This is a genomic window from Pusillimonas sp. ANT_WB101, from assembly GCF_008369125.1.
In the GTDB taxonomy this organism is placed as follows: domain Bacteria; phylum Pseudomonadota; class Gammaproteobacteria; order Burkholderiales; family Burkholderiaceae_B; genus Allopusillimonas.
This window is the reverse complement of record NZ_VOAY01000001.1, coordinates 891,653-906,996: the sequence shown is the minus strand read 5'-3', so window position 1 is coordinate 906,996 and position 15,344 is coordinate 891,653. Positions and strand designations below refer to the sequence as shown.

The following is a 15,344-nucleotide window of genomic DNA, read 5'->3' as shown; positions in this document are numbered from 1 at the left end:
GGCGAAGAACACCACTCCTGTGCATGCGGGCACAAAGCGTGTGCAGACCATTCGTAGCCTCCTATGCTCACTGACCGCCTAACAGATACATTGACACTGGGCGTACTGGCCATCGCGCTGGGTGTGCTCGCTGTGCGTAAGCACCCAGCAGCTACCCCAGCGCGAGCTAAGAAATGTCTGGACGCGCCGCCCGACCGCAAGGCGTCCCGATCACCCGCTGTGACAGCCGCACGTCGTCTGAATGGTGCTGCAGGCCTGATAGCCACTTCCACTCTGTTGGATAGCGGCATCGAACATTACCGCGGCTCATTTCACAATAAAGCGATGTTCACGCCGCTACTGGCTTCTGCCTTGACGCTGGCAGTGAGTGCGCACGGGAGCCGCGACGAGCGGCCACTCGCACATGCCGTACGAGATCCGATTTATCTTGTTGCTGCACTCACTGGCGTAGTCGGAACGGGGTTTCACATTTATAACGTTACAAAACGACCTGGTGGTTTTTCCTGGCAGAACCTGTTCTATGGTTCGCCGCTGGGCGCGCCGGCGGCCATTGCCCTGTCTGGCTTACTGGGCTACTACTCAGAGCGCGTGCGTGGCAGCGATTCTGATGCGCCACGTGTCTTCAGAATGCCGGCTGGTCGTGCATTGGCAGGCTTGACTGCCGTCGGGTTCCTGGCAACCTCCGCCGAAGCAGGCCTGCTACATTTCCGCGGTGCCTATCACGACCCCTTCATGTATTTGCCCGTGACAGTGCCGCCGATAGCGGCTGTGTTACTTGCCGAAGCCGCAATAAATCATCGCCGCGAGCCCAGCCGTCTGGCCCGCTGGTGGTTACGGCTGACGGCTGCTATTGGGTTCGCTGGCGCGGGTTTTCATGTGTGGGGTGTGCATCGCAACATGGGCGGCTGGCGCAACTGGCGACAAAACCTGTTAAATGGGCCGCCGATACCAGCCCCACCAAGTTTTACCGGCGTCGCGCTCGCCGGCCTGGCTGCCCTCGGCTTGCTTAAGGAGCCCCACGATGACTGACCGCTATCCGGGGTACAACGTGATGGATAAGCGTGACACGCCGTCATGGAACGAATTGACGCGCAAAGTGATCGACGAGCGCCTCGCGACACCTAACACACCCACTTATTTGAGCGACCAGGAGTGGCAGACACTAAACGCGATTTGCAATCGCATCGCACCGCAGACCAGCCATCGAGCAGCTGTACCGGTCGCGGCCCTCGTGCAGCAAAAATTGGCCGACGACAAACGCGATGGTCATCGACAAGGCAGTCTGCCTCCGTTGCGAGAAGCGTGGCGACGCGGGCTAGCGACCCTTGATGCTGCCGCACGCACTGGCCATGACATGCGTTTTTGTGAGTTGGATACCACCGTGCAAGATCAACTTCTACACGCCATGCAGGACGGCGAGCTCACCGATTTGGAGTTGGGTGACATGCCTGCAGAGGCGTTCTTCAAAGAACGGCTCGCGCACGACATTCTGGCTGCCTACTATTCACACCCCACCTCGTGGAACGAAATCGGTTTCGGTGGCCCAGCCAGCCCACGCGGCTACGTGCGCATGTATTTCAATCGACGCGACCCGTGGGAAGCCGTGGAAGACAAGTCCGGCCAAACGGCGGAGGTGACCAGGGACAACAAGCATGTACGATGACGCACTACATACGCCTCGCGGCAAGCATGGCCGCGCGCCCAATCCGTTGCAAATCGGCGGATGGGTGCCAATGCGACAGTATTGCGAAGACGACGCGGTCGATTTCGTGATCGTCGGCACTGGCGCTGGAGGCGGAACCCTGGCGTGCAAACTCGCCGAGTACGGGTTTTCGGTGGTCGCCATGGATGCCGGTGCGTGGTGGCGCCCGCTCGAAGAGTTTGCCTCCGATGAAACCCACCAGAGCAAACTTTATTGGAATGACGAGCGCATTTGCGATGGCGCCAACCCACTGCAGCTTGGTGGCAACAATTGTGGCAAAGCCGTCGGTGGTTCAACCGTTCACTTTGCGATGGTTTCACTACGTTTCCGCCCCGAGTGGTTCAAGGCGAGAACAGCTCTGGGTTACGGCGTCGACTGGCCCCTTAACTGGCAAGAAATGTGGGGTTACTACACTGAAGTCGAACAGGCACTGAAGATCGCAGGCCCTATCACCTACCCGTGGGGACCGCACCGGCCGCGTTATCCATATCGCGCGCACGAAATTAACGCCGCAGGCTGGGTGCTTGCACGAAGTTGCGAGGCAATGGGCATCCCCTGGACAGAGACGCCGCTGGCCACCGTGTCAGCGCCGCGTGGACACTCGCCTCCCTGTGCGTATCGCGGTTTTTGTGTAACCGGCTGCTCAACCAATGCCAAGCAGAGCGCACTGATCACCTGGATTCCACGTGCGGTAAAAGCGGGTGCCGAAATCCGAGACTTGGCGATGGTCGGACGCATAGAAACCAACGCAGAGGGGCTTGCGACCGGAGTCCACTATCACCGCGAGGGGCAATGGCATTTCCAGCGCGCGCGCAACGTAGTCGTGGCCGGGTACGCAATCGAGACGCCGCGGCTGCTTTTGAATTCAGCCAATGCCCGTTACCCGGATGGCCTGGCCAATAGTTCGGGACTGGTCGGTAAATACCTGATGACGCAGACTAATCACGGTGCATTCGGCGTGTTAGAAGACGAGATCCGCTGGTATAAGGGGCCGCCTTCTCTGACCCTCACCGAACACTGGAATTACACAGATACAGGCAAGGATTTTTTCGGCGGCTACGCATACATGTCGCAGGGGCCGTTGCCGCAGGCGTGGGCAGCTTCGCAAGCCAGCAACCGCGGACTCTGGGGTGCTGCGTTGTTGCATGAAATGGAGCAATACAACCATCAGGCAGGATTCAAAATTGTGGGCGAAACGCTGCCGCAAGAATGCAACCGCGTAACACTCGCCGACGAAAAAGATCAGTACGATTTGCCGATTGCGCGCGTGACGTATTCGCTCTGTGATAACGACAAAGCCCTGGTCAGGCATGCCGTGGGCTTCATGTCACAAAGTCTGGAAGCAATCAATGCTCGTGACATCTGGGCGGAAGGCGACGACACATGTCATTTGTACGGTACTGCACGGATGGGCGACGATTCCTGCAGTAGTGTGGTTAATGCAGACTGTCGAAGCTGGGACATCCGGAATCTGTGGGTTTGTGATGGCTCCGTGTTTCCTACTGTCGGCGGGGTCAACCCTTCGCTGACCATCCAGGCTATCGCTTGTCGCACTGGAGATCGGATTCGCCAACTGGCGGCTCGGGGCGAGCTGTAAATAAAAAGCCGAATCGCACTTGACGGGCAAAATTAAACATGGAGTCACTCAAATGAGTTTATTAAAGACACGCTCGAACACACAAAAAGGCGATTTTAACAACAAGATCGTCGTAATTACCGGCGCATCGGCCGGTGTGGGTCGCGCCACGGCATTGGCGTTCTCTAAAGCCGGGGCATGCGTCGCGTTGATCGCGCGCGGCGAGGAAGGCCTTCAATCTGCCAAACGGGACATTGAGCTGGCAGGTGGCAAAGCACTTACGATTGTCGCTGACGTATCCGATGCTGCTGCGGTGGAAACCGCTGCCGACACAATCGAAAAAGAACTCGGCCCCATCGACATTTGGGTCAACAATGCGATGGTGACGGTTTTTGCGCCGGTGAGCGAGCTGGAACCAGATGAATTCAAGCGCGTCACCGAGGTCACGTACCTGGGCGGTGTGTACGGCACTATGGCGGCGCTCAAACGCATGCGCACGCGCAACCGTGGCGTGATCGTGCAGGTAAGCTCTGCACTGGCCTACCGCAGCATCCCGCTGCAGTCAGCCTATTGTGGAGCCAAACACGCTCTGGTCGGGTTCATCGACTCATTACGCAGCGAACTGATCCACGAGAACAGTCGCATTCACATTACCAGCGTGCAAATGCCGGCACTGAACACGCCGCAGTTTGGCTGGGCGCGCAACAAGATGCCAAACCGCGCGCAGCCGGTACCCCCCATATTTCAGCCAGAAGTCGCAGCAAATGCGATTCTGTTCGCCGCGAGCCACCGTCGTCGTAACGTGCCGGTCGGTTCGCCGACGTGGATGTCCGAATGGGGCCAAAAATTTGTACCGGGCATGCTTGATCATTACCTTGCGCGCGTCGCCTGGAGCGGGCAACAGACCGATGAATCAGAGGATCCGGGGCGCGCCGACAACCTGTTCGAACCCGTCGCGGGCGATCCCGGAACACGTGGGACCTTCAGCACGCGTTCGAGTCCGAAGAGCCCCGCATTATGGGTAGAAGAAAATCGTGAGTGGGTTATCGGCACTGCGGTAGTTGTCGGCGTGCTGGCGGCTCTGGGCTGGTATGGGGCGCGTTCGCAATCAGGTTCTGCACACAGCCGCAGACGGCACTGAGAAGGGCTACTTAACCAGGACACACATCATGACCACCAGCTTTAGTTGCGACTGTTCCAAAGATCCTCAAAACATGCCCCACTTTTGGGAGCATTGCGTGGGCAGCGGTCATGCCACATTGGCCCTGCGGGCTGATTGGCAGGCACAACTTAAGCAGTGCCACGACGAGCTTGGCTTTCGGCACGTACGCTTTCATGGCATGCTTGACGACGACATGGGCACACTGGTGGATGAGGACGACCAAGCGCTCTACTCCTTCCACAACATCGATCAAATCTACGATTTTTTGCGCACTATCGAAATGCGGCCCTTGGTAGAGTTAAGTTTCATGCCCAGCACGCTGTCATCAGGCGATCAAATCACCTTTCATTACAAGGCCAATGTCACCCCGCCCGCCGACTATGCGAAATGGGGGGCTCTCATTTCCAAACTGGCCAGCCACTGGGTTGATCGCTATGGCGCCAAAGAAGTTTCGCTCTGGCCAATCGAGGTGTGGAACGAGCCCAACCTGAGCAGTTTCTGGACCGGCAGCCAGCAAGATTATTTTCGGCTCTTCGAAACAACGTGGAAGGCGCTAAAGCATGTACACCCCGAGCTAACGGTGGGTGGCCCGGCGACCGCCCAAAATGCCTGGATCGCCGAGTTTATAGACTATTGCGAGAAAGCAGGTGTGCCGCCTGATTTCATCAGCACACACACCTACCCCACCGATGCCCGAGGCAGCCCAGGTGATGACACTGAGCATGCGCTTTCCAAAAGCAAGATAGGCCTACTGCGCGAGCGCGCGAAGGCGGCAAGAAAGCAGGCCGGGAAGCGGCCCCTGTACTACACCGAATGGAGTACATCGTCCAACCCTCGTGATGAACTGCACGACGACTCTTACGCCGCCGCTTACATCACGCAAGCCATGCTCAACATGGGCGATTTAGTCGATGCCTACAGCTATTGGACTTTTTCAGACATTTTCGAAGAAAATTACTTCCCGTCCAAACCCTTCCAAGGAGGCTTCGGGTTGATGAACATTCATGGTATTCCCAAACCGGCTTATCGGGCTTTCGAAATACTGCATGGTCTGGGGCTTGAAAAACTGCCTGTAAAAGGCAGCCACGAAACAATTCAGGTATGGGTCGTCCGTGGCGCAGACGCCGTCAAGGTCGTAATTGTCAATTTGGCGCTGCCGTTGCATGCGATCAAAGCCGAAAAAGTCAATGTTGAGTTTTTCAATCTACCGTCGATCGCAAGCGCGCAGGTTCGGCGTATAGACGATGAGCACGCCAACGCAAAAACAGAGTGGAAGATGCTGGGCGAACCCGGCTACCCCAGCCCTGCTGAGGTAGCGGCGATGATTGCAGCCTCACGGCTGCAAGACGAAGATGTAGAACTGAAGAGAAATGGTAAGACCGCCACGTTCGAGCTCACGGTACAACCGCAGTCTGTCACGGTTGTGGAACTACGCACTGAGGCTTCAACGAAACAGCTCACAACAACGACGAAAGACGCAACGGCGGGAACCCATGCTTTCAATACAGAGGACGGAAAGCTGCTGGGAAAGTTGCAATCGTCCGCGTTCCATTACTTTACAGAGCACACTAACCCGAACAACGGTCTGGTAGCAGACAACTCGAAAAAGGGATCGGCAGCCAGTATCGCTGCCACCGGATTCGCGCTCTCCTGCTACCCCATTGCTGTCGAGCGCAACTGGCTAAGCCGCAAGCAGGCCTGCGCTGTCACGTTGCAAACGCTAAACTTTTTCTCCGGCAGCTGCCAGAGCGACGAGGCCCAGGCCACTGGCTACAAAGGTTTTTACTACCACTTTCTGGACATAAAAAGTGGCAAGCGAGCGCACAATTGCGAGTTGTCCACAATCGACACTGCCATCTTGCTCGCGGGAATGGCCGTTGCTGGGGAGTATTTCAATGGCAAAGACAAAGCGGAACAGGAAATCCGTTCACTCACGCTTAGCCTGCTCGATCGCGTTGATTGGAGTTGGGTGCTTGACAAAAACGGCGAAGTCAATCAAGCCTGGAAGCCGGACCGGGGATTCATCCATGCCGATTGGCAAGGCTATACCGAAGCACTCATCATGTATGTAATGGGTGCGGCGGCGTCATCCCATCCGCTGTCACAAGAAACCTACGAAAAAGACGCTCGAGGCTACGAATGGAGACACAACGCAGGACTCAACTGGATCCATGCCACGCCTCTGTTCATCCATCTCTTCCCACAGGCGTGGATAGACTTGCGAGAGCTTGACGACGGCTACATCAGCAAACAAGATCATCTCGATTATTTTGAAAATACGCGTCGTGCGATCGCCATACAACGTACTTATGCGTTTCTGAATCCACATGGGTTTACCGGCTACGGCATAGACATCTGGGGCCTCTCAGCCTGTGAAGGACCAGAAGGCGAACAAAAAACACGTCATGGCAATACGCTGCAACTCCTGGGTTACGCTGCCCGCGGTGTGACGCGCGGTCCCGACGACGGCACGTTAATTCCATGGGCGGCTGCGACGTGTCTTGCGCACGCGCCCGAGGATGCACTAGCGGGGCTGCACGCAATGCTCAACACCTATCCACGCGCCCTGCGCGACGGGCAATTCGTTGGTGCCATTAACCCATCACTTCCGGGCGACGGCCCCGAGGGATGGGTAGCACCGGCCTGCTTTGGCATCGACCAGGGTTTGGTCCTCATGATGATAGAAAACGCGCGTACGAGTTTCATCTGGAAGCTGACACGAAAATCGCCAACGTTCATTAGAGGCCTGCAAAGGCTCGGCTTTAGTGGTGGGTGGCTGGATCACCCAATGATTCCATAAGGTTGCTGCTGCTCAGAACGGCCAATCCATGAGCAGCCGGTCATCGCGGTGGCAAATGGCATAAAAGAGGATGCATCGTGAGTATTGAGAAAGGTCAACGGGATCTTACACAGCATGATCATTCAAGCTGGACGAGACTCTTGGGCGTTACAAAACGCCATGAAACGATAGCACTTGGGCGCTGGCTTGCCCTTCTCATCGTCCTGCAGCTTCTCAGCGCGTGTGCCAGCACCAGTACTCACATCAGCTTTCTTGATCCGCAGGGCCCAATTGCCGACGCCCAGCGTTGGCATTTTTATTGGGTACTGGGCGTGATGGCGGTGCTGGTAGCCGGGCCAATTTTTGTCGTACTGCCTTTTTTTGCATGGCGTTACCGCTACGGCAATAAGTCGGCCCGATACACGCCAAAATGGGATTTTTCACGATCATTGGAGCTTTTTTCCTGGGGCGGCCCTATCGTCATCGTGGTGGTGCTGGCCTTTTTTGTATGGCCCGACACGCATAAACTGGATCCCTACAAGCCCTTGGCCTCAGACCAGCCGGCTCTGCGCGTGCAGGTGATCGGCTATGACTGGAAGTGGTTGTTTATTTACCCCGATCAGGGCATTGCCACCATAGGCATGATGGCAATGCCTATGGGCCGCCCCGTGTCAATAGATCTGACCTCTGCCACGGTGATGCAGTCATTTTTTATTCCGGCACTAGGAAGCCAGATCTACGCCATGGGGGGCATGGTTACGCAACTGAATCTGCAAGCTTCCAAGCCTGGGCGCTCTCTGGGAGAGAACACCATGTACAACGGCAACGGCTTCCATCAGCAGAAATTCAACGCCGTTGCGATGACGCCAGACCAGTTCAATGACTGGGTGGCCAATGTGCGCATCAACGGTATATCTTTGGACGCGCACGCGTTAAACGCCATCTCGCAACGCAGCACACGTGCCCAGTTGATTGCCGCCCTGCCAGGTGCCAAACACGCAGACGGCAATGTGTATTTTTCTGGCGTGAGCACGTCTTTATTCCCTACCGTCGTTCACGACGTCATGGCCGGCACACCTGTTGAACTAGCTCGCGCTGGAACGCCACCTATGATGATTTGTACGGCCGCAACGTCAACAATGCCCCCTGCCGTCCCGGAGGAAAAGCCATGAGTGTTGCCGCCATTTTCCAGCACCCACTTGGGCGTCTGCAGCTTTCATCTTTACCGTTCTACCAGATGCTGCAGGACCCGACCCAGGCAAATTTAATCAACGGCAGCATTGGCGGGTTCGCCGCAAGCCTCGTCGTAATTGGTGCCATCGCCCTGATCGCACTCATTACGTACTATGGCAAATGGCGCGTGCTGTGGACACAATGGCTGACCAGCCTTGATCACAAGAAAATAGGCATTATGTACGTGTTGTTGGCGCTCGTCATGCTGGCACGGGCGCTGATCGAAGCAGTGCTGATGCGTGCTCAGCAGGCCTGGGGCCTGGGCGGTGGCTTTCTTTCGCCCGACCATTTTGCGCAATTGTTCAGTACCCACGGCACCATCATGATTTTCTTCGTGGCCATGCCGTTTCTTACCGGCCTCATCAATTACGTGATGCCGTTGCAGATTGGAGCACGCGACGTATCGTTTCCGGTGCTCAACTCAATCAGTCTGTGGTTAACTGCCGCGGGTGCAGCGCTGGTCATGGTGTCGCTGGTGTTAGGGCAGTTTTCAACAGGCGGTTGGTTCGGCTACCCGCCCTACACCGAAACGGCCTTTAGCCCGGGGGTTGGGCCCGATTACTGGATCTGGGCGCTCACGGTTGCCGGGCTGGGCTCAACCCTAACAGGCATCAATTTTGCCGTAACGATCTACAAAGAACGCGCACCCGGCATGACCTTGCTGCGGATGCCGCTGTTTACCTGGACTGCGCTGTGTACGGCCATATTAATGATCTTTGCCATGCCACCGCTGACGGTCGCCATGGGGCAACTGGCACTTGACCGCTATCTCGATTTTCACTATTTCACCAATGGGCTGGGTGGCAACCAGATGAACTTTGCCAACCTTTTCTGGTTGTTCGGTCACCCTGAGGTTTACATTTTGATCTTGCCCGCCTTTGGTGTTTACTCGGAAGTTATCTCCACCTACTCGGGCAAGGCGCTGTTTGGCTACCGCTCGCTGGTCATGGCCACCATGGCCATCGCCATTTTGTCTTTTACCGTATGGCTGCACCATTTTTTTACTATGGGCCAAAACGCCAATATTAACGCGGTGTTCGGCATTGCCTCCATGCTCATCGGCATACCCACAGGGGTAAAAATCTACGATTGGCTCTGGACCATGTTTCGTGGCCGCGTGCGCTACGCAACGCCCATGGTGTATGCGCTGGGTTTCATCGTGTTGTTCGTATTGGGCGGCATGACCGGCATTCTGCTGGCCAACCCCACCATCGATTATCAGGTTCACAACACCGTCTTTCTGGTGGCGCATTTTCATAACGTTGCAGTGCCTGGCGTGCTGTTCGGCATGTTGGCCGGGTACCACTTTTGGTTTCCCAAGGCATTTGGCTTTCGGCTTAATGAACGCTGGGGCATTTTCTCGGCGCTGTGCTGGACATTTGGCTTTATGCTGGCGTTCTTCCCGCTGTATGCATTGGGCATTATGGGGCTACCGCGCCGCTCGGTAGCCTACACCCAAGCCGCGTATGCACCGCTGGAAATGGTTGCCTTCATCGGCGCACTGGTGCTTAGCGTGGCATTGCTGGCACTGCTCATCCAGCTTTGGGTATCGATCAGGGATCGTGAGCAAAACCGCGTTCCGGTGGGTGACCCTTGGGGCGGGCGCAGCCTGGAATGGGCAGTTTCGGCGCCACCGCCTGAGTACAACTTTGCCGTTATTCCTGTTGTAAACGATCGCGACGCGTTTACGGCTGCCAAAGAATTTGGCATGGGCTACCAGGAACCAGATCAGTACGTGGACATCACCTTGCCGCGCAACGCCGCCATGGGTCCCGTGCTGGGTGCGCTTGGCTTTGCCCTGGCGTTTGGTCTGGTCTGGCATATCTGGTGGCTGGTTGTTCTGTCTACATTGGCGGCAATCGCGACCCTAATTGTGCGTGGCTTTGCGCGCCACACCACCAAAACGATTACCGCCGATGAAGTCAGGCGCGAACACCGCCAGTGGCTGGCCACGGTACACAACACGACGGCCATTACGCGGGCCGATGAACGTGCTCCCGCCAATCGTGGCCTGGCCGAGGTTGAACTGGAAACTGCAGGGGCGACGCCATGAGCTATGAAGTTTTCAAGTACCCAGGACTAAACCTGGGGGACACGCACCCCGAGGCGCACAACGCCGCAGAAACCATGCTGTTTGGTTTTTGGGTATTTTTAATGAGTGATGCCGTTCTGTTCGGCATTGTGTTTTCCACGTACGTAACATCCGTCCATGCCACCGCCGGTGGACCTGGCCCGCACGAACTGTACGACATCAACAGCATTCTCATTCAAACCCTGCTGCTGCTGGCCAGTAGCTTTACGTTTGGCATGGCTTCGCTCGCCATGAAATACAAACATAGCCTGCCTACACTGATCGGGTGGCTGGTGCTAACGCTGTTGCTAGGCGCAGCGTTTCTGGGTTTCGAGGTACACGATTTTATGGCGATGGCCGCCAAGGGTGGCATACCGCAGCGCAGCGGCTTTCTGTCTGCCTTCTTTGATCTGGTCCCGCTGCACGGCCTGCACGTGACAGCCGGCGGCATCTGGATGCTGTGCATCTTCGGCCAGATTGCACGTTACGGCCTGGACACCCCCGCCAAGCTGGGAATCTTGCGGTTGGCTTTGTTCTGGCATTTTCTGGATATTGTCTGGATTGCAATCTTTACGGTGGTGTATCTGGGAGGGCTGGCATGACCGAAACGACAAACACTGACAAAACTAAAGCGGAGCGGCGCGAGTTGCTATCGTATATGTGGGGCGCAGGCCTGGCGCTGCTGCTGACACTGGTGGCTTTTGCCCTAGTTAACTGGAGCATGATGGCACAGTCAGCGCTGTACATAACGATTGGGGTCTTGGCGCTGGCCCAGATGGTTGTTCACTTTCGCTTATTTTTGCACATTGGTTTTACGCACAAACGCGAAGACCTGCAGTTAATTCTGTTTTCCGCACTGCTGCTGTTTATTATGGTGGCCGGTACCATCTGGATCATGGCTAGTCTTGCCGTGCGCATGGCGATGCCTGCTTAGCGCACAGGCAGGCGCCATGCTAGCGCCCACACTTTCAGCGCCAAAGCAGGCAATTTCTATCTGTCTGACCGAGGCCACTAATGCGCCATCAAACATGTTTAATGGCCATGCGTTTCGTGATCAGCCCTTTTCTCTTGACCACGTTTTAACAAGGCCCTGGCACGTGCGCAAACATTGTCTACGGTAAACCCATAGTTTTCCAGCAACACGGCGGCTGGCGCAGAGGCACCAAAGCCTTCTACCGAAAGTACATCGCCGCCATCGCCCACGTAGCGGTGCCAGCCCTGCCCAATCCCCAGTTCCACGGACAGTCGCGCAGGCACAGAAGGCGGCAGCACGGCATCTCGTGCTGCGTGCGGCAGCGCATCGAACAGCTCCCAACTCGGCATAGATACACAACGCACCGCAATGCCCTCACCTTGCAACTTTTCAGCGGCCCGCAGAATCAGGCCCACTTCTGAGCCCGACGCAATCAGGATCAAGACGGGTTTGCAGTCTGGTGCGTCAGTCAGGATATAAGCCCCCTTACGTAGCCCATTCGCGTCTGCGTAGCGCTGTCGATCCAATGTGGGCAGATCTTGTCGGGTCAACACCAGTGCCACGGGGCGCGCACGCGACTCCACTGCTAGGCGCCAGGCCACGGCGGTCTCATTTGCATCGCAAGGGCGGATAACAGTGAGGTTAGGTATGGCGCGCAAACTGGCGAGTTGCTCTGCCGGCTGGTGCGTGGGGCCGTCTTCGCCAAGCGCAATGCTGTCGTGGGTGAATACATACACGACATGCAAATGCATTAAGGCGGCAAGACGGATGGCCGGGCGCATGTAGTCAGAAAAAATCAGAAACGTCGACGCATACGGAATAAAGCCACCGTGAGCAGACAAGCCGTTGGCAATGGCGCCCATGGCGTGTTCGCGCACGCCAAAATGAATATTGCGGCCCTGAAAGCCCCATCCTCCGCCATCTGAACCTTGCTCATCTTCGCTTTTCGATGGCGGCGGGTTAAAGTCTCCCAGACCCTTTAACGCCGTCTTCGTAGAAGGGTCGAGATCAGCCGAGCCCCCTGATAGCGCCGGCAGGCACGGCGCAATGGCATTCATGACCTGACCACTGGCAACCCGCGTGGCCATGCCTTTGGCATCAGCCGGAAATGACGTAAGGTCTTCATCCCAGCCACCGGGCAAATCACTGCGCAAACGGCGCTCCAGCTCGCGGGCCCGCTCAGGAAACGCACTGGCATAGGCTTTCATGCGCCCGCTCCATGCCTCCTGCTGCGTGGCGCCGCGATCTAACGCCGTGCGTAAATGCGCAAGCGCGTCCTTGGGCAGAAAAAAGGCGGGTTCCGTAGGCCAGCCGAGGTTCTGTTTGGTCTTGCGTACATTCTCAGCACCAAGTGGCGAGCCATGCGCTTTAAAACTGTCTTGCTCAGGCGAGCCGTAGCCGAGGTGGGTGCGCACCAGAATAAGCGACGGCCGCGTCGTTTCAGCGCAGGCAGCCTGCAACGCAGCATCGATTGCAGCCAGGTCATTGCCATCATCTACTTTAACCGTATGCCAGCCATACGCCTCAAAGCGCGCCGCACGATCTTCAGAAAACGTAATGTCAGTTCCGGCAGACAACGTAACGTAGTTATCGTCATATAAACAGGTCAGCTTGCTCAGGCGCAGATGCCCAGCCAGCGACGCGGCCTCGGCAGCTACACCTTCCATCAAATCGCCATCGCTGACAATGGCCCAGGTTCTATGATCAACAGGTATATGCCCCTCGACGTTGTAACGCGCCGCCAGTTGCGCCTCGGCCATCGCCATACCGACGGCATTGGCCATGCCCTGCCCCAGGGGCCCGGTCGTCACCTCAACACCTGGCGTGTGACCACGCTCAGGATGCCCGGGTGCTTTACTGCCCCACTGGCGAAATTGCTTGATGTCATCCAGTGAAAGCTCGTAGCCGGTGGTGAACAACAGGCTATACAGCAAGGCCGAGCCGTGCCCCGCCGACAGCACGAAACGATCACGGTCAGACCAGTGAGGACTGCGCGGGTTGTGCTTTAGGTAACGCGTCCACAGCACATAGGCCATGGGTGCTGCACCCAAGGGCAACCCCGGATGGCCGCTATTTGCCTTTTGCACCATGTCCACAGAAAGAAAGCGCAGTGTATTGATGCATTGCTCATCGAGTTGATCTGTCATGATCCGTCCTTGGGGGTCAGAGCGCCTTCATTGCATCAAGAACGCAGCAATGCGTCGTCGACCATTTCTTGCGCTTGCAGCAAAATCAAGCGCAAGTGCTCCTCGCCCTTGAAACTCTCTGCATAGATTTTGTAAATATCTTCAGTTCCTGAAGGTCGTGCCGCAAACCAGCCGTTGGGGGCAACAACCTTGATACCGCCGATGGGTGCGCCGTTACCCGGCGCATGATCAAACATGCCAGTTATTTTTTCGCCGGCCAGTTCTGTGCCACTAACCTGTTCGGGCGACAGCTTTGCCAGCATCAATTTTTGTGCAGGGGTTGCGGGTGCTTCAACCCGATCAGCAACCACTTCGCCCAACTCGCGGGCGAGCGCCAGATACTGTTCACCCGGATCACGACCACAGCGTGCGGTAATCTCTGCCGATAGCAGTGCCGGCACAATGCCGTCTTTGTCTGTCGTCCACACCGTGCCATCTTTACGCAAAAATGATGCACCCGCGCTTTCTTCACCGCCGAAACCAAGTGAGCCGTCGAACAGGCCATCTACAAACCACTTAAAGCCAACAGGCACCTCAACAAGTGGGCGCCCCAAACGTTGCGCCACTCTGTCTATCATCGACGTGCTGACCAGGGTCTTGCCCACTGCGGCCTGTTTGTTCCATTGCGGCCGATGCCCAAACAGGTAATCAATCAGCACTGACAAGTAATGGTTGGGTGGCATTAGACCGCAACTGCGCGCCACGATGCCATGACGATCGTGGTCGGTGTCGCAGGCAAACGCCACGTCGTATTTATCCTTTAACCCGATCAGTCGTTGCATGGCATACGATGACGACGGATCCATACGAATTTTTCCATCCCAGTCTAGCGTCATGAAGGCAAACTGCGGGTCAACCTCTTCGCTCACTACGGTTAGATCCAGTTTGTAGCGCTCGGCAATCGACGCCCAATAATGCACGCCGGCTCCGCCCAGCGGGTCTACACCAAGACGGATACCGCGGCTGCGTATCACATCAAAATCAACCATGTTGCCCAGGTCGGCAACATAACTATTGAGAAAATCGTGTTCATGCGTGGTCGTTGCCTTGCGCGCCTGCGCCAGCGGCAGGCGCTTTACATCTTTAAGACGATCCTCTAGCAGTGCATTGGCGCGGTTCTGGATCCAGTTGGTAATGTCTGTGCTGGCCGGGCCACCATTAGGCGGGTTGTATTTGAAACCGCCATCATCAGGCGGGTTGTGCGACGGCGTAATTACAATGCCATCCGCCATGCCTGTTGTACGGCTACGGTTGTAAGCCAAAATGGCATGAGAGACCGCAGGCGTTGGCGTGTATTCGCCACCTGCCGCAATCAGGGTCTGTACCTCGTTAGCTGCCAGCACTTCCAGTGCGCTATTGAAAGCAGGTTGGGACAGCGCATGTGTATCAATGCCGATATACAGTGGGCCATTAATGCCTTGGCCAGCACGATACTCACAGATGGCCTGGCTGATCGCCACCACATGCCATTCGTTAAAGCTGGTGTCAAACGAAGACCCTCTATGCCCGGAGGTACCAAAAGCCACGCGTTGCTCGGGTATAGATGGATCAGGAACCTTGTTGTAATACGCGTCGATAAGACTGGACACGTTCACCAGCAGCTCAGCGGGCGCCAGCTTGCCAGCCAGGGGGCTGATTTTCATAGATTTAACCTTCTTGTTA

11 protein-coding genes are annotated in these 15,344 nt (G+C 56.5%); 9 read left to right on the top strand and 2 right to left on the bottom strand.

Annotated elements, in window-relative coordinates:
- The first annotated feature begins 63 nt into the window (after positions 1 to 63).
- From FQ179_RS04235 to FQ179_RS04190, 9 genes are all read left to right on the top strand, one after another.
- Positions 64 to 1,029 carry a hypothetical protein gene (locus FQ179_RS04235; protein WP_149396002.1) on the top strand — a complete coding sequence of 322 codons (966 nt, stop codon included), beginning with the start codon at positions 64 to 66 and terminating at the stop codon, positions 1,027 to 1,029.
- Entirely contained in the window at positions 1,022 to 1,663 is a 642-nt protein-coding gene (locus tag FQ179_RS04230; protein ID WP_149396001.1) for a gluconate 2-dehydrogenase subunit 3 family protein, read from the top strand. Before FQ179_RS04235 ends, FQ179_RS04230 begins: the two co-directional genes overlap by 8 nt.
- Positions 1,653 to 3,299, top strand: a complete 1,647-nt coding sequence (locus FQ179_RS04225) for a GMC family oxidoreductase (protein ID WP_149396000.1) — start codon at positions 1,653 to 1,655, stop codon at positions 3,297 to 3,299. Before FQ179_RS04230 ends, FQ179_RS04225 begins: the two co-directional genes overlap by 11 nt.
- A gap of 52 nt (positions 3,300 to 3,351) precedes the next feature.
- A complete protein-coding gene (locus tag FQ179_RS04220) occupies positions 3,352 to 4,419 on the top strand; it encodes an SDR family oxidoreductase (protein ID WP_149395999.1) in 1,068 nt (355 codons plus the stop codon).
- A 28-nt stretch (positions 4,420 to 4,447) separates the two neighbouring features.
- Positions 4,448 to 7,240, top strand: a complete 2,793-nt coding sequence (locus FQ179_RS22410; protein WP_223146186.1) for a glucoamylase family protein — start codon at positions 4,448 to 4,450, stop codon at positions 7,238 to 7,240.
- Between the two features lie 77 nt (positions 7,241 to 7,317).
- On the top strand, positions 7,318 to 8,391 hold the full coding sequence (locus tag FQ179_RS04205) for a cytochrome ubiquinol oxidase subunit II (RefSeq protein WP_149395998.1): 1,074 nt from the start codon (positions 7,318 to 7,320) through the stop codon (positions 8,389 to 8,391).
- Positions 8,388 to 10,505, top strand: a complete 2,118-nt coding sequence (locus FQ179_RS04200; RefSeq protein ID WP_149395997.1) for a cbb3-type cytochrome c oxidase subunit I — start codon at positions 8,388 to 8,390, stop codon at positions 10,503 to 10,505. The genes FQ179_RS04205 and FQ179_RS04200 overlap by 4 nt, the downstream gene beginning before the upstream one ends.
- Positions 10,502 to 11,125: a cytochrome c oxidase subunit 3 gene (locus FQ179_RS04195; protein ID WP_149395996.1), complete on the top strand. Its 624-nt coding sequence runs from the start codon at positions 10,502 to 10,504 to the stop codon at positions 11,123 to 11,125. Before FQ179_RS04200 ends, FQ179_RS04195 begins: the two co-directional genes overlap by 4 nt.
- The gene (locus FQ179_RS04190; RefSeq protein ID WP_223146185.1) at positions 11,122 to 11,457 is read left to right on the top strand and encodes a cytochrome o ubiquinol/quinol oxidase subunit IV; all 336 of its coding nucleotides are present in this window, start codon (positions 11,122 to 11,124) and stop codon (positions 11,455 to 11,457) included. The genes FQ179_RS04195 and FQ179_RS04190 overlap by 4 nt, the downstream gene beginning before the upstream one ends.
- A 98-nt stretch (positions 11,458 to 11,555) precedes the next feature.
- Here FQ179_RS04190 and tkt read toward each other — a convergent pair whose 3' ends face one another.
- Positions 11,556 to 13,643, bottom strand: a complete 2,088-nt coding sequence (gene tkt, locus FQ179_RS04185; RefSeq protein WP_149395995.1) for a transketolase — start codon at positions 13,641 to 13,643, stop codon at positions 11,556 to 11,558.
- A gap of 35 nt (positions 13,644 to 13,678) precedes the next feature.
- Positions 13,679 to 15,325, bottom strand: coding sequence for a phosphoglucomutase (alpha-D-glucose-1,6-bisphosphate-dependent) (pgm, locus tag FQ179_RS04180; protein ID WP_149395994.1), 1,647 nt, complete (start codon positions 15,323 to 15,325; stop codon positions 13,679 to 13,681).
- Positions 15,326 to 15,344 lie beyond the last annotated feature (19 nt).